This window comes from Citrobacter sp. wls716 (assembly GCF_005280975.1).
GTDB classification, from domain to species: Bacteria; Pseudomonadota; Gammaproteobacteria; order Enterobacterales; family Enterobacteriaceae; genus Citrobacter; species Citrobacter youngae.
In genome coordinates this window covers 64123-86555 of sequence record NZ_SZWX01000024.1, presented here as the reverse complement: position 1 = coordinate 86555, position 22433 = coordinate 64123, and the positions used below count along the sequence as shown (strand labels likewise).

Genomic DNA, 22433 nt, shown 5'->3' with positions numbered 1-22433 from the left:
TCTGGTTCAGTCCGGCATGGCCGCATAGCCATGCCGGATTAAATTTAGAATTTCAATGCGTTAGCGATATCTTCTTCGCTTTCTTCTTTATCAATGACGTTCTGAGCTTTGTTGGCGACGACCACAAATGGCAGGTACACCAGCGTTGCGATGCCAAGGTTAAACAACGCGACCAGCAGAGCAGCGACGCTACCGTTGGTGTTAAAGAATGCGCCCAAACCGGTTGGCATAGTCCACGGTGCAATGTTGGTAATTGGTGGAATAATGCCTGTGTAATAAGCGGCCAGGGTAATCGCTGCCAGAATCGGCTGAACCAGGATGAATGGAATAAACATAACCGGGTTCATGATAATCGGCAGACCGAACAGAATGGGTTCGTTAATCTGGAACAGACCTGATGGCAGTGCCAGTTTTGCTACCTGACGATAATCAGCGCGACGAGATGCCAGGAAGATAGCAATAATCAGACCCAGCGTTGCCCCACTCCCTCCCAGGAAAATATAGGAGTCCAGCATCGGCTTCGCCCAGACGTGGAACGTCTTACCCGCTTCCAGTGCCGCGTCTACGGAACCAAACTGTTGGTAGATAGAGATGTTTTCCAGCGCCCAGGGGGTCATGATACCGCTGTCCAGTGCAGTCAGTGCCAAAGAACCGTGAATACCAAAGAACCACAACAGCGGAACAAAAATCACGTATGCCCAACCCACCACACTACCCAGTGACGCCAGCGGAGTTGAAATGGAATCCATGATGATCTGGTGGAAGTTCGTTCCCCAGGTGTTCAACGCCCAGGCGATGATCCCCATAATAGAGAGGATAATGAAGCCAGGAATCAGTGCAGAGAAGGAGCGAGAAACAGAAGCCGGAACGCTATCAGGTAATTTAATAACCCAATTACGATGCACGACGAAGGTGAACATTTCCGCGACCACCAGGCCGATAATAATACCGGAAATAATGTTCGCACCGCCCAGCCAGTTAGCACCCACGGCATAGGCTTCACCCACACTGTAAGGTGTGACTGTCATAAATGCGGCGACAGATAATAAACCAGCAGCCAGCGCATCGACCTTGCGTTCTTCCGCCAACGCCATACCGATAAAGAATGGCGCCATCAATGACATAATACCCAGCGTACCGTTATAGACGTTCCCACCGATGCCTTTTAAACTATTTAGTGTTTCAATAGTTGAAGCATCAAGTCGAATGCCCATGGAATAAAAAAACGACCCCTCCCCAAAGCTCAGGAAAACGTTATTGATTAATACAAACATAGCCCCTGCGAGGGTTAACGGCATTAAACGAATAAAACCGTTTTTGATTGCATTAACGTGTGGCTGCTTTCCAATTTTTACAGCAAAAGGAAGGAGTACCTTTTCAAGTGAAGCAATAGCGTTACTCATAGAAAAATACCCTTAAATACCGCAATTAACAATTGCGGTGAATGTTAATGAAATAACTCTTTGACGGGAAAATTTAAAATAATTAATTTGCTGCGGCTTTTTTAATTGCTGCAACTGCAGCCTTAAGCACGCCTAAACCATCGACTTTGCCATACAACAGCGAGTCAATCACTTCTACAGGTTTGTTGGGTAACAAACGCTGAATTTCGGGCAACATATAAGCAATCTGTGGACCTAATAACACGACATCGGCTACTGGGCCTTTTTCTCCGGCCAGCGTTTCGGGAAACGCTTCAATGATAACCGGCACTTCGTATTTTTCAGCCTGAGCACGCATCTTCGAGACCAACAAAGAAGTCGACATGCCCGCAGAACAAAACAGATAAATGTGTTTCTTTTCCATTAAAACGATCCTCATGTGCGATTATCTGTGTACCAGACACTCCGCAAGCCATAACCTGCATCCATGCTCTGGGTAACTTGCGTCAGCTAAATTACTTTTTTAGGTGGCTGAAATGAGTATACGGGATTGCACCCGCGGATGGTATTTCATTGACCAACTAAATTGTCTCTCCTTGACCTGTGGTTATGACACCCCTCACACTTCGGGCAAATAATTCGCGACAATAAATAAGATCGCGTGACACAAAAAAACCGGCACAGCGGCCGGTTCGTCAGAGTGCTCAGGCAATAAACAGTTGTTACTTCTTCGCTGCCTGCGGGTCGGTGTCGTACTCCGCACAGGTCTGGTAGCCGGAATTAATCACGTGCCCAGTATCATCTAATGCAACAAAATAGGTCTCTGCTTTACCATCTCGTTGACCCAGGATGTAGGTCTGACATGTACCACGCGCATGGATCATGCTGACTTCAGAAGAAGGTTTACCGGCAATCTGCGCCACTTGCGCCCGGCTCATCCCTTTCTTCACATCTTTCACCACGGGCTGCACAAATTGGTCTTTGGTACGATCGTAAGCCGTACAGCCTGCCAGCATAGTCAATACCGCCGCTGCACTCAGAATTCCTGTTAGATTCTTGTTCATATTCCGTCCTCTTGTTTTTCAGCGTGTTATATAAGCCTGGAGCACAACAACGCATTTTTCAAGCTGTCAGTTGATACTCGGGTCATTTCAGAAAATTCTATCAAAACAAAATGATGTTATATCCGGCTGCATCCCTTGTCGTTTGGACGTCAACGCGTTAGCTTTAACACATCGTTATTTTTGATCATTTTATTTTCCATAGGGGGTTAAATGACTCTGCAGCAAGAGATAATCCGGGCACTTGGCGCCAAACCACATATTAATGCAGAAGAGGAAATTCGCCGCAGCGTGGATTTTCTGAAATCGTACCTCAAAACCTACCCTTTCCTTAAATCGCTGGTGTTAGGGATTAGCGGCGGACAGGACTCAACCCTGGCCGGAAAGTTATGCCAAATGGCGATTTCCGAGTTACGTGAAGAAACGGGTAACGATGCTTTGCAGTTTATTGCCGTGCGACTGCCTTATGGTGTGCAGGCCGATGAACAGGACTGTCAGGACGCGATAGCGTTTATACAACCTGACCGTGTACTCACCGTCAACATCAAAGGCGCGGTATTGGCCAGCGAGCAGGCATTGCGCGAAGCAGGTATTGAACTGAGTGATTTTGTGCGCGGCAATGAAAAAGCCCGCGAGCGTATGAAGGCACAATACAGTATCGCCGGAATGACCAGCGGTGTTGTCGTGGGTACCGATCACGCCGCAGAGGCCATTACCGGATTCTTTACCAAATATGGCGATGGCGGCACTGACATTAACCCAATATTCCGCCTCAACAAGCGTCAGGGTAAGCAGCTTCTTGCGACATTGGGTTGCCCTGAGCATTTATACAAGAAAGCGCCAACCGCCGACCTCGAAGACGATCGTCCCTCTCTGCCAGATGAAGCAGCATTAGGCGTTACCTACGACAACATTGACGATTATCTGGAAGGAAAAACGTTGAATGCCGACGTTGCGAAGAAAATTGAAGGCTGGTACGTGAAAACAGAACACAAACGTCGCCCACCGATTACGGTGTTTGACGACTTCTGGAAAAAATCGTAATTCGCTGATTTACCCGTGCCGGATAACCACAAAATGGTTTATCCGGCCCAAACGACGTCATTGCACCGAATCAGGCGAAAAACCTGGCTTCCAGTTAATCTCACTAAACAACAACTTCCCCTCGCGCTCCAACAGTCGCAACGTATGCTTACCGTCATGCCAGCACGCCCCCTGGTCAGCCGTCAGCAACTTATCCCCCAGTTGCCAGGCTCCGCTAATAACAAATACCACGCCGCCACGCGAACCAAAGGTCGTAAACGTCCGGTCAGCCACACGAACTTTAGCCTGGCAAACATCCCGACGGGTCATGATATTAAAATCCATCGACATCTGTCCTTCCGTCAGCTTCGCTTTTACCACGCGGTCACCGGCGAACGTAAAAGGCTGATGCTGTTTTAGCGTATGCGGTAACGTGTTAGCACCTTCCAATGTGACTTCTCCCCCTTCGAGCAGTGTAATAACGCGCTCAACTCCGGGAAAGAGTGAAAATTCGCCGTTCGCAGCAATGGAGGCAATACTCGCCCGCCAGTGAAAGTCGCGCGTTGCTGGCGGAAAACAACATATTTCACGCGTTTCTCCCGCACCATTACGCCAGAGATTAACCGGCATTTTGCGGATATCAAAGTACTCCATCATCCCTCCAGAAAGGCACTGTGCGCCGACATGCCGTCATCAGGCAGCCAAATCATCATTGTTATCATTCACCCTGCTCGTTGTTATCGGCAGCAGAGTTGATTTGCCTTAGCGATGACCATGGCGTTTTGCAAAAAAGTTTAACGCGCTGATCCAGGTAGCATTTTCGCGGGCCTCAGGAGCATAACCTGTCCCAAGCGAAAAAACCCGCCGATCCTGCCCACATCGTTAAACGTGTTGTGGACAAGGCCGGCGGTCTTGAGTTTTTTTTCACGCTGTCCGGGGAAATCTGCTCCGACACAGCATGAATGATTGAGTATAGACGCCTACCGATTATTCGGCAGCTTGTGGCATTTTACCTTTCTGCGCTGCTCGTTCTGTCAGACGCTTCTCAAAATTAGCATTAAACTGTTTTTTCTGTTCCGGGGTCAGAATGTTGTAAATTTTGTTCTGCGTTTCCATATGCGCCAGCATGTTAGCTTTGCGCTGCTCTTCCATCTTCGCAATCTGCGCTTCAGCTTTCGCTTTATCGAAGCTATCGCTGGCGATGATATCGTGCATTGCACGGCGTTCTTCCAGCGGAGGACGTTTCATCTGATCGCGCTGACCTTTCATGATGTCGCGGATCTGCTGTTTCTGTGCATCGGTCAGGTTCAGGTCTTTAAACATCATGTCGTGATGCGGGGCGAATTTACCGTTGTGGTGCATCATCGGTTTGGCATCTGCCGGAGCTGCTGTGGTAACGTCAGCGGCATGAGCCAGGTTTGCAGCGCCCAGCGCCAGGGTAGAGGCAACAAACAGAGCAGTCAATTTACGCATAATTTCTATCCTTCCTTTCAGTTATTCTTACGACATTCACGCGAAGCTTATGCAATGTGATGTCGTGTTGACGGGATTAACTTTACCGACTTAAGCGTCAATTAATCAGAGCAACGGTAAAACAATGAAAGTGTAAAAAACAAACTTTCATCAATTATGAAGAAAAAAAGAATAAATTGCGGAGAGTTGAAATAAAAAATTACAACACGATGATTTTGAAAGAATTATGAAGAACTATACCTGAAACCTGGTTATTAAGAAAGCAGCTTACCAGGAATAATCCGTAATAAATACAAACAGCACGCAATAATAAGCCCTCAGAGATTAACCCGAGGGCGGATATATCTTTTACAACCTTTCCAGCATCAGTCCCGCGCGTAAACCACAGGCCACATTTGGATTAGGAAAGAGAACATATTCAACGTTATGGGTGACGATAAAACGTTCATCGCCATCCTGCGCCAGCAAGGTCCCCTCTTTAAAGGGGGTAAAGTTGAGCGTCTGGTTATCCATATGGAGAATAAAATCGTCGCTGCGCCGCGTGATTTGCGACACTACGCGGTAGCGCAGCGGAGATGTTTCTCCCGTAGGGATTCGCTCGCCTTGCAGCAGTTTCGCCAGCGCATCCGCCGTCTGCGCAAACTGGGACAGATCGTTTTGTCCAAACGGCAGCGCTTTACCCAGTTCCAGCGTACAGGCCAGCGCGCCAAAATGTTCAGCGCTAAAATGGGTGAACGTACCGCCAGGCGCCTGATGGAACACCAGCGCCTCAAGTCCTGCATCTCCCAGCCATTCAAGAAAACCCTCATCCCAGGCAACGTTGCGTTGTGGCAACACGCCAAAGCGCAGATGCAGTGAACCGCGAATCGCGGTATGCAGATCCAGATGCCAGCGTACTGACTCTTGCGCCCGCGCGTAAAAATCGTCCAGACACAGCTCAAGTTCATGGGCTCGGCGCGTTTCTTCACTCGCGGTAAAAATCTGCCAGCGGCCGCCAAACATACGGTTCAGATCGCTATGACAGTAGCGTTTGCCCGCAGCTAACGCCTGCGGATTGCCCAGGATCAGCAATAGCCGCCATGTCAGCGGCAGCTTGCCGCTAAACAACCCGGCCAACAATGTATCCAGTATTTCTACTGGTGCGGTTTCATTACCATGAATGCCCGCAGACAAAACCAGCGAACGCTCAACCGGAACAACCGGCGTCAGCTCCAGCATGCCATGCCCGATCCATTGCCAGTCAAAACCGTGAGCTTTCCCCCGGGTGGCATCTGGCGAATCCCCCGCAAGCGTCAGCGCAAGGAAATTATCCATGGCGTGCACGCTCCTGCTGGAAGGGATACACCGAACCGAGGTTGAGTAATTGCGTCAACGTATCCAAGGCTTCACGCCCTTCGCGCAGCAACTGCGGGTCAGCAAGGTCTGCGGCGGTAAGACGATCGCGATAGTAACGATCAACCCAGTTATTCAGCGTGTTAAACAGCACATCATTCATGAGAACCGCCGGGTTCACCGCCTGTTGCTCCTGTGGGGTTAACACGACCCGAAGGCGCAGACATGCCGGGCCACCACCGTTGGACATGCTTTCGCGCAGATCGAATACCCGTAGATCGTCAATCGGGTTGTCATCTTCAAGCAGACGGTTTAAATAATGCCATACCCCTGCATGCTCCCGGCATTCCTGCGGCAAGACCAACATCATTGAACCGTCATCACGACTGAGTAGCTGGCTGTTAAACAGATATGTTGCCACGGCATCCTGCACTGACACTTCAGCCAGGGGAACTTCCAGCGCCGTAAATCCCGCCACCTGGCTATGCAACTGCTGTAACAAAGCCTGCTGGTTGGCAAACGCCAATTCATGGCAAAACAGCACCTGACGATTTGATACCGCAATAACATCGTTATGAAACACACCAAGATCGATAACATCCGGGTTTTGCTGAGCAAAGATAATCTGATTAGGGTTCACCTGATTCAGGCGCGCAACAGCCTCGCTGGCTTCTCTGGATTGCCTCGCCGGATAACGCTTCGGATGCGCGCCGTTGCCCTCTTCACGACCATAGACAAACACCTGTATGCCGGGGTCGCCGTAATCACCACCGAGACGGTTATGGTTTGCCGCGCCTTCATCACCCAGTAACGCAACCTGGGGCAATGCACTATGGACCGTAAAGCGGCTCTCATCGCGGAAGATCGCGCTTAGCAACGCTTCTGTGGTTGGCGCTTCCAGTGAACGGTGGAACTTGTTATTCAGATTCGCGACCGTCAGATGCACTTTTCCGTCCAGCGAATCTGCCGAAGGACAGACCGTTGCCGCATTCGCCACCCACATCGGCGAAGCGGAACTGGCACTGGAGAGCCAGTGAGGTGCCTGCCGTGCCACCTTTTCCAGTACCTGCTCGTCACTGCCGCTAAATCCCAACTGCCGTAGCACCGGAATATAAGGCCGCTCATGGGGCGGGATCACCGCCTGGGGAAATCCCGCATCCGCCAGCGCTTTCATCTTTAGCAAACCCTGTTTCGCCGCCAGACGAGGGTTCGACACCTGAAAACGGTGTTTGGTTGAGGCCTCATTACCAAATGACAATCCAGCATAGTGGTGGGTCAGTCCCACCAGACCATCAAAATTAATCTCACGGGCTTTCATCGCTTATCCTCACGAGAAAAATCGAGTCCTGGGCTAAGCGCCGTTGGCAGCGTTAAGGCTGGTGATTCCAGACTTGCCATCGGCCAGGCGCAATAATCTGCGGCATACCACGCACTCGCACGATGGTTCCCGGACGCGCCAACCCCGCCAAACGGCGCTGTACTCGCCGCGCCGGTTAACGGCTTATTCCAGTTGACGATCCCTGCCCGCGCCTCCAGCAGCAATTGATCAAATTGGCTGCGATCGGGTGAAACTAACCCACACGACAGTCCAAAACGGGTGTTGTTCGCCATGCGAATCGCGTCATCAAAGCTGTCATAGCGCCAGACGCCAAGCAGAGGGCCAAAAACCTCTTCATCAGGTACGTTCGCCGCTCCGGTCAGTTCGATGATACCAGGAGCCAGCAGTGAGGTTCCGGCTTTCACCAGACGCGGTGCTAACAGGGTACGGCCCCCCAAAGACGCCAGACGCTGCCAGGCATCATAGACATGCTGCGCTGCCTGTTCGGAAATCAGTCCGCCCATAAACGGCTGCGGTTCTGCATCCCAGTTGCCGGGCATTAAACGCTGGCTGACTTCCACCAGACGCGCCAGGAAGGCATCACCCTGCGCGCCTTTTTTAACTAACAGGCGGCGGGCGCAGGTACAACGCTGTCCGGCGGTAACAAACGCAGATTGAATGGTCAGATGCACGGCGGCATCAATATCTTCCGGGTTCTCGATAATCAGCGGGTTGTTCCCTCCCATCTCGAGAGCGAGGATTTTTTCTGGCTGGCCAGATAACTGTCGATGCAGGTGATAACCGGTATTGGCGCTGCCGGTAAACAGCAGACCATCAAGGTCTTCCAGCGCGCTCAGGGCCTGCCCCGTTTCACGCCCGCCCTGTACCAGGTTCAGCACGCCCGGCGGTAATCCCGCCTGCGCCCACAGCTTTGCCACGGCTTCACCGGTCCACGGCGTCAGCTCGCTGGGTTTGAAAATCAACGTATTGCCAGCCAACAACGCCGGAACGATATGACCATTAGGTAAATGACCGGGGAAGTTATACGGGCCAAACACGGCCAGAACACCGTGTGGGCGATGACGTAACGTCGCAGCGCCATCTGGCAACGCGTTATGCTGTTCCCCGGTACGGGTGTGATACGCCTTCACTGAGATGGCAATTTTATTGATCATCGCCGTCAGCTCGGTTGCAGCTTCCCAGCGCGGCTTGCCGGTTTCCCGTGCAATGATCGCCGTCAGTTCTGCTTTATTACTCTCCAGCAGCGTCGCGAATTTCTCGACAATGTCCTGACGCGCGGCAAAAGGCTGTCTTGCCCAGCCCGGAAAAGCCGTACGCGCTGCGTGGCACGCCTGCGCCACCTGAGTTGCATCGGCATCATTACCCTGCCACAGCACATCTCCGCTGACGGGATTGGTTTTCACCCGACGCTCGCCGAGCCCTGTTACCCAGTCGCCGTTTATCCATAATGTCATGCTGCTTTCTCCTCTGCACAAAGACGCACAAAACGTACATGGTCACCCGCGTGACATTTCAGGGCGTCCAGTTGCGCTGCCGTCAGCACCAGTCGTTGGGTATTCGGGTCAGCACGCACTAACATGACGCGGAAGTTTTGATAATTTTCATTAGCCACCAGACAAGCCGGATAATCGCCGGTTGCTGGCTGACCTTCCGCCACTTCCACCAGCCTGCTTTTACGTATTGCCCGCACCCGGTCGATATCGCATTCCAGAGTCGGCCCGCCGTCGAAAATATCGACATAGTTACGGTAGCGAAACCCCTCTTTCTCCAGCACCGCACGGGCTGGCGCCGTTTGCGGATGCACTTCGCCAATCACACTTTGTGCTTCTTCCGACAGGAAGTGGGTGTAAATAGGGTGTTTAGGCATCAGCTCAGCAATAAAGGCTTTTTGTCCGGTGCCACAGAGAAAATCTGCGCGGCTGAATTCCATTGAAAAAAAACGTTTGCCGAGGCTTTGCCAGAACGGTGAATAACCGTGTTCATCAATGACACCCCGCATCTCTGCAACGACTTTTTCGTTAAAACGGTCACGAAACGCGGCCATGAACATAAAGCGCGACTTCGACAACAAATAGCCGTTACCTTCTTTACGCCAGTCCGGATCGAGAAACAGCGTGCAAAGCTCACTGCTTCCGGTGTGATCGTTACTGAGAAACAGCGTCGGCAATGCGTTATAGACATTCAACTCTTTCGAGGCATGCACCAGAGTACCGACCCGATAGTTGTACCAGGGATCGTTAAGTCCTACCGCCACCTCAATGGCGCAAATCCCCGCCACAGTTCCGCTGGCGCTGTCTTCCAGCACAAACACATATCCCTGCTCACTTTTGGGCAACTCACCGCGCCAGGTTTGTAGCGAACGTTCGATACGCGCCATTAGCGTCGCTTCATTCGCCGGTAGCGAGGTCAATCCGCCGCCGGTCTTACCGGCAAGCTGCATCAACGCGGTAATATCAGCACGTTCAATGGGGCGAATCACCATCATGATGAACCTCCTGCTTTAATGCGTTCGCATGCCAGCGCAAAACGATCCAGCCCGGTTGCCACCTCTTCCTGGCTGACGTTTAACGCTGGCGCGAAACGCACCACGTTAGCGCCGGCAATCAGTACCATCACCCCGGCAACAGCCGCTTCTTGCGAGATGAGTTTTGCTTTCCCGGCATATTCCGCATTCAGTACGCAGCCGATCAGCAGTCCAAGCCCACGAATTTCGCTAAACAGTCCAAAACGTTCGTTAATGGCGTTAATACGTTCCACAAACCAGTCATGACGCTGTTTCACACCATTGAGGACTTCCGGCGTGTTAACAATTTCCAGCAGCTTACCCGCTACGGCAGTGGCTAATGGGTTTCCGCCGTAAGTTGTACCGTGAGTGCCCACGGTCATCACGCTGCTGCAACGTTCTGTGGTCAATAACGCCCCAATAGGAAAACCACCGCCAAGCGCTTTGGCCGTCGTCAGCAGGTCTGGCGTCACACCATAGTGCATATAGGCATACAGTTCGCCGGTACGGCCAACCCCGGTCTGAACCTCATCAAAAATCAGCAGCGCATTATGGCGATCGCATAATTCACGCAACCCCTGCAAAAACGCGTTTGTTGCCGGCACCACGCCGCCTTCGCCCTGGACAGGCTCGACGATGACCGCACAGGTCGTGTCATCAATCAACTGGCTGGCAGAATCGAGATCGTTATACACGGCATGGCGGATATCCGGCGGCAGCGGCGCGAAATCCTGTGAATAGGCGGGCTGACCACCGGCGCTGACGGTAAACAGCGTGCGGCCATGGAATGCATTTTTAAACGCCACAATCCCGCTCTTCTGGCTACCAAAACGATCGTGAGCATATTTACGCGCCAGTTTTAACGCCGCTTCGTTGGCCTCTGCCCCTGAGTTACAGAAGAAAATGCGCTCGGCAAAGGTGGCGTCAATCAGCTTTTTCGCCAGACGCAATACCGGCTCGTTGGTGTAGCCATTTCCTGTATGCCAGAATTTACTCGCCTGGTCGTTTAATACCTCGCGCAATGCCGGATGGGCGTGACCCAGCGCGTTAACCGCAATGCCTCCCGCGAAATCGATATACTCTTTACCCTGCTGATCCCACAGACGTGAACCTTCACCCCGCACCGGAATAAAAGGGGCCGGAGCGTATACAGGCATCATCCATTCATCAAAATTTTCACGCGTAATTGACAGAGACATAGCGACCTCAACGGTAAATAAAAGGTTATTTATATGTTAATAAATATAGTGTTTGCGGTGTAAATGTAGATTGCAGGGTTCGTGCCAGCCAGCGAAAAAAGTGCATAAATGGAGGTCGAGGACGGAATATCAACAGGTTACAACACGGCAATATTCACTACATGTGCATATAAAGTGAATATGTTTGCGCATCAGGCGACTAAACAGAGGAAAAAACGCAGTTTTATTCAGTCGCCAAATATAATTCTGGAATTGTGATCGTATACGAAATTTATCGGAAATTATTGCCCCATAGCGACGCGCTTCGCGCCAAAACGGTGCAGTTTTTGCTCCATCGTTAACACCATTAGCAATCATTGTTGGAATCAGGTGACAAGAAGCAGTCAGTTCGTGGAAATTCTGCTACCATCCTTGCACTATTCATCTTACAAAGTGGCAGCGACTATGAAATTTGTCTCTTTTAATATCAACGGCCTGCGTGCCCGTCCTCATCAACTGGCAGCCATTGTCGAAAAACACCAACCGGATGTGATTGGCTTACAGGAGACAAAAGTTCACGACGATATGTTCCCTCTCGAAGAGGTAGCAAAGCTCGGTTACAACGTCTTTTATCACGGCCAGAAAGGCCATTACGGCGTCGCGTTGTTAACGAAAGAAACGCCAATTGCGGTACGTCGTGGCTTCCCGGGCGATGACGAAGAAGCGCAGCGTCGTATCATCATGGCAGAAATTCCGTCCCCTCTGGGCAGCATCACTGTGATCAACGGCTACTTCCCACAGGGCGAAAGCCGTGACCATGAAACTAAATTCCCGGCGAAAGCGGCGTTCTATCAGAACTTACAAAACTATCTGGAGACTGAACTGAAACGCGATAATCCGGTGCTGATCATGGGTGATATGAATATCAGCCCAACCGACCTGGATATCGGCATCGGTGAAGAGAACCGTAAACGCTGGCTGCGTACCGGAAAATGTTCCTTCCTGCCGGAGGAGCGTGAGTGGATGGAACGCCTGCTGGGCTGGGGTCTGGTGGATACCTACCGTCACGCAAATCCTGAAAAGAATGACCAGTTCTCGTGGTTTGATTACCGCTCAAAAGGCTTTGACGATAACCGTGGTCTGCGAATTGATCTGCTGCTGGCAAGCAATCCGCTGGCGGAACGCTGCGAAGAAACCGGCATCGACTATGAAATTCGCAGCATGGAAAAACCGTCCGACCATGCGCCGGTATGGGCTAAATTCCGCGTCTGACCTCCTATGTTTTTTACTCTCCGGGCCCGGCCTGGAGAGTCTGTTTATTCTGTGCAAAATCAATAAAGCGGCGGTAATACATTGTTGCGGCCGGGAATTTATTATATCTTCGCGCGCACTTTTCGCTGACGAAAATGCTCCATTGCACTCGGTTTTACAGGAGACCCCCCATGAAAAAGAAGTTCGCATAAGGCAGAATACCGACTGCTGATTGTGGCAGTGCTGTTCTGCGCCCTGGCTGGGGTTTTCCACTATTTTGGTCTGTCTGACCTGATAACCAATCTCCATCATTTGCAAGATGTCATCCACCAAAGCGGGCTGTTCGGCTACGCACTTTATATTCTGCTATTTATCGTTGCGGCGCTGTGCCTGATACCCGGCAGCATACTGGTGATTGTCGGCGGTATCCTTTTCGGCCCACTGGTTGGCACGCTCATCTCTTTACTGGCAGCAACTGTTGCCTCGGCACTGTCATTTTTACTGGCACGCTGGCTTGGGCGGGAACTATTACTGAAACATGTCGGGCATACGGCGACGTTTCAGGCGATCGAAAAAGGGATTGCCCATAGCGGTATCGACTTTCTGATCCTGACCCGCCTCGTTCCACTGTTTCCTTATAATATTCAAAACTATGCTTACGGGCTGACTGCCATTCCGTTCTGGTCATTTACCATAATATCGGCACTTACCACCTTACCCGGTATCTTTATCTATACGCTGATGTCGCATGAACTCGCCAGCGAAGGCATTACCCTGGTATTTATCGGTAAGCTCAGCGTGGCGGGGCTGGCGTTATTCGCCCTCGTTCAGACAGCCAAAGCCTGGGCCCGGTATAAGCATATCGATCCGTCAGCAAATCATGAGTGTACGGATAAATGATAAAACGAAACAAAGCTCGGCTGGTTCGCTATTACCGGGCGAGTTTGATTGCTCTGCTGCTGCTCGCGCTGATGGCGTGGGCGTGGATACCTGGCGTGAGCAATTTTCTCCACGCCAGTCTGGCGGCATTTACCACGCTCGATCAGCATGCTCTTGAGAATTTTATTCGTTCTTACGGAACTCAGGCGGCGGTCGTTTCATTCTTCCTGATGATCTTGCAGGCCATCGTCGCCCCGCTTCCCGCTTTTGTGATCACCTTTGCCAACGCCTCGCTGTTTGGCGCATTTTGGGGCGGCATACTGTCCTGGAGCAGTGCGATGGCAGGTGCGGCGCTGTGCTTTTTTATTGCCCGTATTTTAGGTCGCGGTGCGGTAGAAAAGCTGACCGGAAAAACGGTGCTGAACAATATGGACGCTTTTTTCGAGCGCTATGGTAAGCACACCATTCTGGTCTGTCGCCTGTTACCTTTTGTACCGTTCGACCCGGTAAGCTACGCAGCAGGCCTGACCTCGATTCGTTTTCGCCATTTTTTCATCGCCACCGGCATCGGACAGTTACCCGCCACTATCGTCTATTCATGGGCGGGTAGCCTGTTAACCGGCGGTACATTTTGGTTTGTAACCGGCCTGTTCATCCTGTTCGCTCTGAGCGTAATAATTTCAGTGGCGAGAAGCCTTTATCTTGAACATCAACGAAAAAAAACCTGAGACTTCCCCCATTTTTAGCCATGGAGATACTATGCGTTACTGCTTATTGTGCCTGAGTTTAATGCTCTGTCCGCTGGCGACGTTTGCCCAGAACGACGGCTGGCAACAAATCAAAAACGATGCCCGCGGTCAGACGGTGTGGTTCAACGCCTGGGGTGGCGACAATGCAGTTAACCAGTATCTCGACTGGGTTAGCGGTGAGATGAAAACGCACTACGCCATTAACCTGAAAATCGTACGCCTGGCAGATGCCGCCGACGCAGTAAAACGCATCCAGACGGAAGCGGCATCCGGGCGAAAAACCGGCGGTTCTGTCGATTTATTGTGGGTTAACGGCGAAAACTTCCGCACCCTGAAAGAAGCCGGGCTGCTGCAAACTCAGTGGGCGCAAACGCTGCCTAACTGGCGCTATGTTGATACCCAGAAACCGGTGACCGAAGATTTCTCCGTTCCGACGGAGGGAGCTGAATCACCATGGGGCGGTGCCCAACTCACCTTCATTGCCCGGCGCGATCTCACCGCGCAGCCGCCGCAATCTCCGCAGGCACTGCTTGAATTTGCGCAGGCGCACCCTGGCACGGTGACCTATCCGCGCCCGCCCGACTTTACCGGCACGGCGTTTCTGGAGCAGTTGTTAATATCGCTCACCACCAAACCACAGGCATTGAAAGTTGCGCCAGATGCAGCGACATTCGCCGACGTAACCGCGCCATTGTGGCATTATCTTGATACCTTGCACCCTGTACTTTGGCGTGAAGGCAAAGATTTTCCGCCCACGCCAGCACGAATGGATGCACTGCTCAATAGCGGCACCCTGCGTTTATCATTGACCTTTAATCCGGCCCATGCATTGCAAAAAGTGGCCAGCGGCGAATTGCCTAAAAGCAGCTACAGTTTTGGTTTCTCACAGGGCATGCTCGGCAACGTGCACTTTGTTGCTATTCCGGCGAATGCCCGCGCCAGTGCCGGAGCAAAAGTCGTGGCAAACTTCCTGCTTTCGCCCGAAGCACAACTGCGTAAAGCCGACTCAACTGTCTGGGGAGATCCTTCGGTGCTTGATCCACAAAAATTACCTGTCGAACAGCGTGATGCGCTGCTGGCGCGGATCCCGCAAGGACTCCCTGCCGTTCTGCCGGAACCGCATGCCGCCTGGGTAAACGCTCTGGAACAAGAATGGCTACGCCGCTACGGTACGCATTAATTTTGCTACTCTGGGCCATCATGGCGGCAGTTTATCTGCCGCTGGCGCCAGCGGCTTTCTCTCTGATAGCGCCAGCCCTTAGCCTCACCCATTGGCTGGCGCTCTTTGCCGACCCTCAACTTCCGCAGGCATTACTGGCGACGCTGGTTTCCACAGGGCTGGCTGCCAGCGGCGCACTAATCATCGCGCTGCTGGCGATCCTCGCTTTATGGCCCGGTGCAGGCTGGGCGCGACTAAGCACCCGTCTTCCGTGGCTGCTGGCGATCCCGCATGTTGCCTTCGCCACCAGCGCGCTGTTGATTTTTGCCGAAGGCGGTAAAATCTGGCAATGGCTGCCGTTCCTCAGCCCACAGCCAGACCTTTACGGCATTGGGCTTGGCGTGACGCTGGCGGTGAAAGAGAGCGCTTTTTTGTTATGGATCCTCTCGGCCCTGCTAAGTGAAAAACAACTTTCGCAGCAGGTTATCGTGCTGGATTCGCTGGGTTACAGCCGACTGCAATGCCTGAACTGGCTGGTACTGCCCGCGATCGGCCCGGCATTAGGCAAAGCTATGCTGGCGATTGTTGCCTGGTCACTCTCCGTTGTGGATGTGGCAATCGTCCTCGGCCCCGGAAATCCGCCAACGCTTGCTGTGTTGAGCTGGCAATGGCTCAGCCAGGGCGATGCCGCGCAGCAGGCGAAAGGCGCACTCGCCAGCCTGTTACTGGTGCTGTTGCTCCTCATTATCGCGCTGGTGGGTTATTTGTTGTGGCGCGTCTGGCGACGTACTATCCCGGCAGTAAATGGTGAACGCCTGCGTTTTCCATCCTGTACAATCGAACGTTCATTAGTACAACTTTTGCCCCTTAACGGTGTGCTATGCGCACTGGTTCTGGCGCTGCTCGCCAACTATTCCTCGCTAAATAGCGAGGCGCTCGGCAATAGTCTGCAACTGGGACTCGTCTCCAGCCTGCTGGCGCTGCTGATACTTTTTGCCTGGCTGGAATGGGGACCGCAAACCGGACACCGTTGGGTCTGGCTACCGCTGATTTTGCCTGCACTGCCGCTGGTAACCGGCCAGTATTTGCTGGCGTTATATGTCGGGCAGGATGGACTGATGAGGACCATTGTCTGGGGACACCTGCTATGGGTGATGCCCTGGATGCTATTTGTGCTTAAACCGGCCTGGCAGCGCATTGACCCGCGATTGATTTTGATTGCACAAACGCTTGGCTGGACGCGGGGCCGCATATTCTGGCAGGTAAAATGCCCGCTACTGGCTCGCCCGGCTCTGATTGCCTTCGCGGTCGGATTCTCTGTCAGTATCGCCCAGTATATGCCGACGCTGTGGTTAGGCGCTGGACGCTTTCCCACGTTGACCACCGAAGCGGTGGCATTAAGCAGCGGCGGTAGCACTGCGATTCTGGCAACTCAGGCGCTATGGCAGCTTCTGTTACCGCTGTTAGTTTTCGCACTCACGGCGTTTCTCGCTGCGTGGATTGGCCGCTTTCGACAAGGACTCCGCTAATGCTCATTGTGCAAAACCTTTCGTTGTACCAGGGTGCGACTGCGCTGCTGAAGAACGTTACCTTTCAGGTTAATAAAAGTGACATTGTCACGATTATGGGTTCCTCCGGCAGTGGAAAGTCTTCGCTGTTTTCGTGGATGGTCGGGGCGTTGTCACCTCAATTTCAGGCATCAGGCGAGCTGTGGCTCAACGCACGACGCGTTGACGCTCTGCCTACGGCGCAGCGCCAGATTGGCATTCTGTTTCAGGATGCACTGCTGTTTGACCATTTCAGCGTTGGGCAGAATTTACTGCTGGCCCTACCCGCCACTCTACAGGGTTCCACCAGACGACATGCGGTGGAAAGCGCTCTCGCGCGTGCGGACCTGGCCGGTTTTTATTCGCGCGATCCGGCGTCGCTCTCCGGCGGACAACGCTCGCGTGTCGCCCTGCTCCGCGCGCTACTGGCGCAGCCTCAGGCACTGTTACTTGATGAACCCTTTAGTCGGCTGGATGCGTCGCTACGTGACACCTTTCGCCAATGGGTCTTCACCGAGGTGCGTAAGCTGGGTATTCCAGTGGTACAGGTTACCCATGACGCGCAGGATGTCCCGCCAGCAGGCCGTGTATTTCAGATGGAAAACTGGGCGTGAATGTGGCGATATGCTGCGTTAACGCAAGGTTTTTACGTAACCGGCGGCACAGAATGTCGTCCTCTTTTTTTCAACGTCGGGCTATTCGATGAAACGTGTTTCTCAAATGACCGCGCTGGCACTGGCTTTAGGGCTCGCTTGCGCTTCTTCCTGGGCTACTGAAACAGCACAGACGCTTACCCTCAACCAGTTACAGCAAAAGCAAGGCGCGGCGATCGATACCCGTCAGAGCGCTTTTTACAACGGCTGGCCGCAGTCGCTTAATGGTCCTTCAGGACACGAACCTTCCGCACTGAACCTGTCTGCCGCCTGGCTCGACAAGATGAATAATGAACAACTCAGCGCCTGGGTTAAGTCACATCAACTCAACACCGACGCGCCGGTGGCGCTGTATGGCAACGATAACGACATACAGGCTGTCAAAGCCCGCCTGCAAAAAGTGGGCTTTAACCATATCTCCACCCTCAGCGATGCGCTTACGGACCCTGCCCGCCTGCAACGTCTGCCGCACTTCGAACAGCTGGTGTACCCGCAGTGGCTGCATGACCTGCAGCAGGGTAAAAACGTAACCGCTAAACCGGCGGGTGACTGGAAAGTGATTGAGGCCGCCTGGGGCGCGCCGAAGTTGTATCTGCTGAGCCACATCCCTGGTGCGGGCTACATTGATACCAACGAAGTCGAAAGCGAACCGCTGTGGAATAAAGTTTCCGACGCGCAGCTCAAAGCGATGCTGGCGAAACACGGTATCCGCCACGACACCACGGTGATTTTATACGGTCGCGATGTCTATGCCGCTGCGCGCGTGGCGCAAATTATGCTGTACGCAGGCGTGAAAGATGTTCGTCTGCTCGACGGCGGTTGGCAAACCTGGTCCGACTCAGGTTTACCGGTCGAACGCGGCACGGCGCCATCGGTGAAACCAGAACCAGATTTCGGCGTGACCATTCCTGCCCAGCCGCAGTTGATGCTCGATATGGAACAGGCTCGCGGTCTGCTGCATCGCCAGGATGCGTCTTTGGTGAGCATTCGTTCATGGCCAGAATTTGTCGGTACCACCAGCGGCTATAGCTACATTAAGCCAAAAGGTGAGATTGCAGGCGCACGTTGGGGCCACGCGGGCAGTGATTCCACCCACATGGAAGATTTCCATAATCCGGATGGCACCATGCGCAGCGCGGATGACATCGCCGCCATGTGGAAGCAATGGAATATCCTGCCGAATCAACAGGTCTCTTTCTATTGCGGTACCGGCTGGCGCGCTTCAGAAACGTTTATGTATGCCCGCGCGATGGGCTGGAAAAACGTCTCCGTTTACGACGGCGGCTGGTATGAGTGGAGCAGCAATCCAAAAAACCCGGTCTCCAGCGGTGAACGGGGTCCGGACAGCAGCAAGTAATCTCTGATTATGCCTGACGCTGAACCGCTTTTAGCGTCAGGTATCCGCTCCAGATCCGGGTAAACGTCGTCATCCAGCACAGCGCGCCAAAAACCCACGCCATCACGGCAAAATATTCCGGGAACAGACACCCAAACACAAACAGCAAAATCGTCTCAGTACCTTCGGTCAGTCCCCCCAGATAATAAAACGATTTATGCGCGTAGCCCGGGTTATCAATTTGATGTTTCGCCGCCAACGCGGCAAAGGCCAGAAAACTGCTACCGGTCCCCATAAAGGCGAATAGCAGCCAGCCGCCAGCCAGCGAGTTAGCCGCCGGATCGGCGAGCATAAAACCGAATGGCACCAAGGCGTAAAACAGAAAATCGAGCGAGATATCAAGAAATCCGCCTGCATCGGTTAGCCCTCTGCGCCGCGCCAGCGCCCCATCCAACCCATCAAAAAGCCGATTGAGCACAATGGCCGCCAGCGCCGCCAGATACCAGCCTAACGCCAGAAATGGCAAGGCCAACACGCCGATGGCAAAACCGACCAGCGTAAGCCCGTCCGGGGTAATCGCAGGCTTATCAATAATGCCCACGCAGCGATGCAAAAGCGGTTTTAAACGCGGATGAAGATGACGGTCAAGCATGCGGGCGTCCTTTGAAGGTGTCGCACAGTCCCTGCGAAGGAATATCGAGAGCGGCATTAAAACGCGCCGAGAGATTTTGAAACGCAATCAGCGCGGTCATTTCCGTAATGGCATCATCGGTAAACTGCTGCTTCATCTGCGCTTTCAGCGCAGCGTCAACCTGTGGCGGCGTGGCGGTGATCGCATCGGCATAGGCCAGCGCTACGCGCTCTTCTGCGCTAAATAGCGCCGATTCTTGCCAGTTGGCAACCTGTAAGACTTTATCCAGCGCGCCACAGCGTTCAGCCAGGCGTAAACTGTTGGCATCAACGCAAAAAGCGCAGTGGCACACCTGAGATACGCGGGTCATCAACAGCGCGCGCATCACCGGAGTTAAACGCGCCTTTTTACGCTCCAGAAATCCGACAAACAGCGCTACCAGCCAGAACAGAAACGGCATCCGCCCCCACCAGCGCGTGGGATGTAGCACATCGCCATAATGTTTTTTCTGCGTAGCAGCGAGCGGTTTTAGACTGGAAGGGATACGCGTTAACGGCTTTACCCACGACTGAGGTTCGTTCAACGGTGGCTCCTGAATACTTTAGATAAAACAAAGATAACGATAGTATGTCATTTTCTGTCGTTAGATCTTGATGAATATAATGAAAACCCTCGACGTGGTCGCCGCTATTATTGAACGTGATGGCAAAATTTTACTGGCTCAGCGTCCGCAGCATGCGGATCAGTCAGGCATGTGGGAGTTTGCCGGCGGTAAGGTTGAGCTGGGCGAAAGTCAGCCAGATGCGCTGGCCCGAGAACTGCGTGAAGAGTTGGGCATTGAGGCAGTCGTGGGGCGCTACATTGCCAGCCATCAACGCGAGGTTTCGGGCCGACTGATTCACTTACATGCCTGGCATGTACCGTCATATCAGGGAGAACTGAAGGCGTATGAGCATCAGGATATCGTCTGGTGTTCACCCGAAGAGGCGCTGCGTTATCCGCTGGCGCCTGCCGATATCCCGCTACTGGAAGCGTTTATTCTTTTACGCGACGCCAGACCAGCGGATTCGTGCTGATGGTTTTTTCATCGCGCTGGCACTGTAGCAGCACGCCATCGGCTTTAATCACCGCCCCTTCTGAATAGTTTTGATCCTGATAAATGCAGCACTGATTACATGGCTGCGCGCGCTGGCCGCTGGAACTAAACACTTCCGGCGGCACATTCACCTGCACGTCCGGGCGATAAAGCTGATTTGCCAGCGTCGCGCTGGACATCAGTGCCAACGCACCTGCCATGATTAAACGGCGCATATTCTTTCCTTTTTAACTGACATCTATGCTCAGTATAACGGTATAAACCGGCAGAAACTTTAGCCTCTTCGATCATCGTTTTTGGTTATGACCCACGACGCAATATTAATTTACTTAGCGGGATTAATTTTTTCTTGCGTCTCGTCACAGTGCTGGTGGTATAGTCAAAAACTGCAAAACACTTAACACAAATATCAAAAATATAACCATATCAATACATAAGAGGTTCTTATATCTATGGATCAGACATGTTCTCTGGAGTCGTTTCTTAACCATGTGCAAAAGCGCGACCCGAATCAGACCGAGTTCGCGCAAGCCGTTCGTGAGGTAATGACCACGCTGTGGCCCTTCCTCGAGCAAAACCCACGTTATCGTCAGATGTCATTGCTGGAACGTCTGGTTGAACCGGAGCGCGTGATCCAGTTCCGCGTAGTCTGGCTGGACGACCGCAATCAGGTGCAAGTCAACCGCGCATGGCGCGTGCAGTTTAGCTCTGCCATTGGCCCATACAAAGGCGGTATGCGTTTCCATCCGTCCGTGAACCTGTCGATCCTGAAATTCCTCGGCTTCGAGCAGACGTTTAAAAATGCCCTCACCACCCTGCCAATGGGCGGGGGTAAAGGCGGGAGCGATTTCGATCCGAAAGGGAAAAGCGAAGGCGAAATCATGCGTTTCTGCCAGGCGCTGATGACCGAACTGTTCCGCCATTTAGGTCCCGATACCGACGTTCCGGCGGGCGATATCGGCGTGGGTGGCCGTGAAGTCGGCTTTATGGCCGGGATGATGAAAAAACTCTCCAACAACAGCGCCTGCGTCTTTACCGGTAAAGGTCTCTCTTTCGGCGGCAGTCTGATCCGCCCGGAAGCGACCGGCTACGGTTTGGTGTATTTCACCGAAGCGATGCTCAAACGCCATGGTCTGGGCTTTGAAGGCATGCGCGTGGCGGTTTCTGGCTCCGGTAACGTGGCGCAATTCGCCATTGAGAAAGCCATGGAGTTTGGCGCGCGGGTGGTTACCGCCTCCGATTCCAGCGGAACCGTAGTCGACGAAAGCGGATTTACCAAAGAAAAACTGGCGCGTCTGTGTGCAATCAAAGACAGCCGTGACGGTCGCGTAGCGGATTATGCCCGTGAGTTTGGCCTGACCTACCTGGAAGGCAAACAACCGTGGTCAGTTCCGGTCGATATCGCCCTGCCGTGTGCCACGCAGAACGAACTCGATGTGGAAGCCGCGCAAATGCTTATCGCCAACGGCGTCAAGGCCGTGGCTGAAGGTGCGAACATGCCAACCACCATCGAAGCCACCGACCTGTTCCTCGAGGCAGGTGTACTGTTCGCACCGGGTAAAGCCGCCAACGCCGGTGGCGTCGCCACATCCGGTCTGGAAATGGCGCAGAACGCCGCACGTCTGGGCTGGAAAGCGGAGAAAGTGGATGCGCGCCTGCACCACATCATGCTGGATATTCACCATGCCTGCGTTGAATACGGCGGCGAAAGCAAGCAGACCAACTACGTACGTGGCGCCAACATCGCGGGCTTCGTGAAAGTTGCCGACGCGATGCTGGGCCAGGGTGTGATTTAATATCGTCTCTGTAGACCCGTAGGTCGGATAAAGCACGGTTGCCGC

The 22433-nt window shown here is 53.0% G+C and carries 23 protein-coding genes; 10 read left to right on the top strand and 13 right to left on the bottom strand.

Annotated elements, in window-relative coordinates:
- Positions 1-44: 44 nt before the first annotated feature.
- From chbC to osmE, 3 genes are all read right to left on the bottom strand, one after another.
- The gene (chbC, locus tag FDX24_RS06750; RefSeq protein ID WP_040233680.1) at positions 45-1403 is read right to left on the bottom strand and encodes a PTS N,N'-diacetylchitobiose transporter subunit IIC; all 1359 of its coding nucleotides are present in this window, start codon (positions 1401-1403) and stop codon (positions 45-47) included.
- An 82-nt stretch (positions 1404-1485) separates the two neighbouring features.
- Positions 1486-1806 carry a PTS N,N'-diacetylchitobiose transporter subunit IIB gene (chbB, locus tag FDX24_RS06745; protein ID WP_003832547.1) on the bottom strand — a complete coding sequence of 107 codons (321 nt, stop codon included), beginning with the start codon at positions 1804-1806 and terminating at the stop codon, positions 1486-1488.
- 298 nt (positions 1807-2104) lie between these two features.
- Positions 2105-2446 (bottom strand): osmotically-inducible lipoprotein OsmE, encoded by a 342-nt coding sequence (osmE, locus tag FDX24_RS06735; protein ID WP_003030621.1) that lies wholly within the window; start codon positions 2444-2446, stop codon positions 2105-2107.
- 210 nt (positions 2447-2656) lie between these two features.
- Here osmE and nadE point away from each other — a divergent pair, with 210 nt between their 5' ends.
- Positions 2657-3487 (top strand): ammonia-dependent NAD(+) synthetase, encoded by an 831-nt coding sequence (nadE, locus tag FDX24_RS06730; RefSeq protein WP_048211886.1) that lies wholly within the window; start codon positions 2657-2659, stop codon positions 3485-3487.
- A gap of 57 nt (positions 3488-3544) precedes the next feature.
- On the opposite strand, the gene ves is transcribed toward nadE, so the two are convergent.
- The 7 genes from ves to FDX24_RS06695 all read right to left on the bottom strand — a co-directional run bounded on the left by ves (position 3545) and on the right by FDX24_RS06695 (position 11312).
- Entirely contained in the window at positions 3545-4120 is a 576-nt protein-coding gene (ves, locus tag FDX24_RS06725) for an environmental stress-induced protein Ves (protein ID WP_048211887.1), read from the bottom strand.
- A gap of 333 nt (positions 4121-4453) precedes the next feature.
- Positions 4454-4939: an ATP-independent periplasmic protein-refolding chaperone Spy gene (gene spy, locus FDX24_RS06720; RefSeq protein WP_137364036.1), complete on the bottom strand. Its 486-nt coding sequence runs from the start codon at positions 4937-4939 to the stop codon at positions 4454-4456.
- Positions 4940-5287: 348 nt separating this feature from the next.
- Entirely contained in the window at positions 5288-6253 is a 966-nt protein-coding gene (astE, locus tag FDX24_RS06715) for a succinylglutamate desuccinylase (RefSeq protein ID WP_137364035.1), read from the bottom strand.
- On the bottom strand, positions 6246-7589 hold the full coding sequence (astB, locus tag FDX24_RS06710) for an N-succinylarginine dihydrolase (protein WP_137364034.1): 1344 nt from the start codon (positions 7587-7589) through the stop codon (positions 6246-6248). The genes astE and astB overlap by 8 nt, the downstream gene beginning before the upstream one ends.
- Complete coding sequence (astD, locus tag FDX24_RS06705) at positions 7586-9064, bottom strand: succinylglutamate-semialdehyde dehydrogenase (RefSeq protein WP_137364033.1); 1479 nt, start codon at positions 9062-9064, stop codon at positions 7586-7588. The genes astB and astD overlap by 4 nt, the downstream gene beginning before the upstream one ends.
- Positions 9061-10095 (bottom strand): arginine N-succinyltransferase, encoded by a 1035-nt coding sequence (astA, locus tag FDX24_RS06700; protein ID WP_101741722.1) that lies wholly within the window; start codon positions 10093-10095, stop codon positions 9061-9063. Before astA ends, astD begins: the two co-directional genes overlap by 4 nt.
- Positions 10092-11312 (bottom strand): aspartate aminotransferase family protein, encoded by a 1221-nt coding sequence (locus FDX24_RS06695; RefSeq protein ID WP_137364032.1) that lies wholly within the window; start codon positions 11310-11312, stop codon positions 10092-10094. The genes astA and FDX24_RS06695 overlap by 4 nt, the downstream gene beginning before the upstream one ends.
- A gap of 444 nt (positions 11313-11756) precedes the next feature.
- Between FDX24_RS06695 and xthA the strand changes: the two genes are divergently transcribed.
- From xthA to FDX24_RS06655, 7 genes are all read left to right on the top strand, one after another.
- The gene (xthA, locus tag FDX24_RS06685) at positions 11757-12563 is read left to right on the top strand and encodes an exodeoxyribonuclease III (protein ID WP_003030642.1); all 807 of its coding nucleotides are present in this window, start codon (positions 11757-11759) and stop codon (positions 12561-12563) included.
- A 222-nt stretch (positions 12564-12785) separates the two neighbouring features.
- Positions 12786-13442, top strand: a complete 657-nt coding sequence (locus tag FDX24_RS06680; RefSeq protein ID WP_170973059.1) for a TVP38/TMEM64 family protein — start codon at positions 12786-12788, stop codon at positions 13440-13442.
- Positions 13439-14149 (top strand): TVP38/TMEM64 family protein, encoded by a 711-nt coding sequence (locus FDX24_RS06675; RefSeq protein WP_137364031.1) that lies wholly within the window; start codon positions 13439-13441, stop codon positions 14147-14149. The genes FDX24_RS06680 and FDX24_RS06675 overlap by 4 nt, the downstream gene beginning before the upstream one ends.
- A gap of 31 nt (positions 14150-14180) precedes the next feature.
- Entirely contained in the window at positions 14181-15350 is a 1170-nt protein-coding gene (locus FDX24_RS06670) for an ABC transporter substrate-binding protein (protein WP_137364030.1), read from the top strand.
- A complete protein-coding gene (locus tag FDX24_RS06665; protein ID WP_137364029.1) occupies positions 15323-16858 on the top strand; it encodes a thiamine ABC transporter permease in 1536 nt (511 codons plus the stop codon). Before FDX24_RS06670 ends, FDX24_RS06665 begins: the two co-directional genes overlap by 28 nt.
- Complete coding sequence (locus FDX24_RS06660) at positions 16858-17490, top strand: ATP-binding cassette domain-containing protein (RefSeq protein WP_137364028.1); 633 nt, start codon at positions 16858-16860, stop codon at positions 17488-17490. Before FDX24_RS06665 ends, FDX24_RS06660 begins: the two co-directional genes overlap by 1 nt.
- Positions 17491-17578: 88 nt before the next feature.
- Positions 17579-18886, top strand: a complete 1308-nt coding sequence (locus tag FDX24_RS06655) for a sulfurtransferase (protein ID WP_137364027.1) — start codon at positions 17579-17581, stop codon at positions 18884-18886.
- A gap of 7 nt (positions 18887-18893) precedes the next feature.
- Here FDX24_RS06655 and FDX24_RS06650 read toward each other — a convergent pair whose 3' ends face one another.
- A complete protein-coding gene (locus tag FDX24_RS06650; protein ID WP_137364026.1) occupies positions 18894-19517 on the bottom strand; it encodes a CDP-alcohol phosphatidyltransferase family protein in 624 nt (207 codons plus the stop codon).
- Positions 19510-20079 carry a carboxymuconolactone decarboxylase family protein gene (locus FDX24_RS06645; protein ID WP_048211901.1) on the bottom strand — a complete coding sequence of 190 codons (570 nt, stop codon included), beginning with the start codon at positions 20077-20079 and terminating at the stop codon, positions 19510-19512. The genes FDX24_RS06650 and FDX24_RS06645 overlap by 8 nt, the downstream gene beginning before the upstream one ends.
- Positions 20080-20158: 79 nt before the next feature.
- Here FDX24_RS06645 and FDX24_RS06640 point away from each other — a divergent pair, with 79 nt between their 5' ends.
- Positions 20159-20572 (top strand): pyrimidine (deoxy)nucleoside triphosphate diphosphatase, encoded by a 414-nt coding sequence (locus FDX24_RS06640; protein ID WP_048211902.1) that lies wholly within the window; start codon positions 20159-20161, stop codon positions 20570-20572.
- On the opposite strand, the gene FDX24_RS06635 is transcribed toward FDX24_RS06640, so the two are convergent.
- Positions 20532-20807, bottom strand: a complete 276-nt coding sequence (locus FDX24_RS06635; protein WP_061067768.1) for a YnjH family protein — start codon at positions 20805-20807, stop codon at positions 20532-20534. The two genes, FDX24_RS06640 and FDX24_RS06635, sit on opposite strands and share 41 nt — an antisense overlap.
- 237 nt (positions 20808-21044) lie before the next feature.
- Between FDX24_RS06635 and gdhA the strand changes: the two genes are divergently transcribed.
- On the top strand, positions 21045-22388 hold the full coding sequence (gdhA, locus tag FDX24_RS06630) for an NADP-specific glutamate dehydrogenase (RefSeq protein ID WP_040233659.1): 1344 nt from the start codon (positions 21045-21047) through the stop codon (positions 22386-22388).
- Positions 22389-22433: the final 45 nt, after the last annotated feature.

Excerpts from the sequence above, each read along its gene's own strand:
- FDX24_RS06695 (WP_137364032.1), bottom strand. The coding sequence starts at position 11,312 with ATGTCTCTGTCAATTACGCGTGAAAATTTTGATGAATGGATGATGCCT.
- astB (WP_137364034.1), bottom strand. The coding sequence starts at position 7,589 with ATGAAAGCCCGTGAGATTAATTTTGATGGTCTGGTGGGACTGACCCAC.
- astD (WP_137364033.1), bottom strand. The coding sequence starts at position 9,064 with ATGACATTATGGATAAACGGCGACTGGGTAACAGGGCTCGGCGAGCGT.
- FDX24_RS06640 (WP_048211902.1), top strand. The coding sequence starts at position 20,159 with ATGAAAACCCTCGACGTGGTCGCCGCTATTATTGAACGTGATGGCAAA.
- FDX24_RS06635 (WP_061067768.1), bottom strand. The coding sequence starts at position 20,807 with ATGCGCCGTTTAATCATGGCAGGTGCGTTGGCACTGATGTCCAGCGCG.
- xthA (WP_003030642.1), top strand. The coding sequence starts at position 11,757 with ATGAAATTTGTCTCTTTTAATATCAACGGCCTGCGTGCCCGTCCTCAT.
- astA (WP_101741722.1), bottom strand. The coding sequence starts at position 10,095 with ATGATGGTGATTCGCCCCATTGAACGTGCTGATATTACCGCGTTGATG.
- FDX24_RS06665 (WP_137364029.1), top strand. The coding sequence starts at position 15,323 with ATGGCTACGCCGCTACGGTACGCATTAATTTTGCTACTCTGGGCCATC.
- FDX24_RS06675 (WP_137364031.1), top strand. The coding sequence starts at position 13,439 with ATGATAAAACGAAACAAAGCTCGGCTGGTTCGCTATTACCGGGCGAGT.
- chbB (WP_003832547.1), bottom strand. The coding sequence starts at position 1,806 with ATGGAAAAGAAACACATTTATCTGTTTTGTTCTGCGGGCATGTCGACT.
- gdhA (WP_040233659.1), top strand. The coding sequence starts at position 21,045 with ATGGATCAGACATGTTCTCTGGAGTCGTTTCTTAACCATGTGCAAAAG.
- astE (WP_137364035.1), bottom strand. The coding sequence starts at position 6,253 with ATGGATAATTTCCTTGCGCTGACGCTTGCGGGGGATTCGCCAGATGCC.
- nadE (WP_048211886.1), top strand. The coding sequence starts at position 2,657 with ATGACTCTGCAGCAAGAGATAATCCGGGCACTTGGCGCCAAACCACAT.
- FDX24_RS06650 (WP_137364026.1), bottom strand. The coding sequence starts at position 19,517 with ATGCTTGACCGTCATCTTCATCCGCGTTTAAAACCGCTTTTGCATCGC.
- ves (WP_048211887.1), bottom strand. The coding sequence starts at position 4,120 with ATGGAGTACTTTGATATCCGCAAAATGCCGGTTAATCTCTGGCGTAAT.
- chbC (WP_040233680.1), bottom strand. The coding sequence starts at position 1,403 with ATGAGTAACGCTATTGCTTCACTTGAAAAGGTACTCCTTCCTTTTGCT.
- FDX24_RS06670 (WP_137364030.1), top strand. The coding sequence starts at position 14,181 with ATGCGTTACTGCTTATTGTGCCTGAGTTTAATGCTCTGTCCGCTGGCG.
- osmE (WP_003030621.1), bottom strand. The coding sequence starts at position 2,446 with ATGAACAAGAATCTAACAGGAATTCTGAGTGCAGCGGCGGTATTGACT.
- FDX24_RS06655 (WP_137364027.1), top strand. The coding sequence starts at position 17,579 with ATGAAACGTGTTTCTCAAATGACCGCGCTGGCACTGGCTTTAGGGCTC.
- spy (WP_137364036.1), bottom strand. The coding sequence starts at position 4,939 with ATGCGTAAATTGACTGCTCTGTTTGTTGCCTCTACCCTGGCGCTGGGC.
- FDX24_RS06660 (WP_137364028.1), top strand. The coding sequence starts at position 16,858 with ATGCTCATTGTGCAAAACCTTTCGTTGTACCAGGGTGCGACTGCGCTG.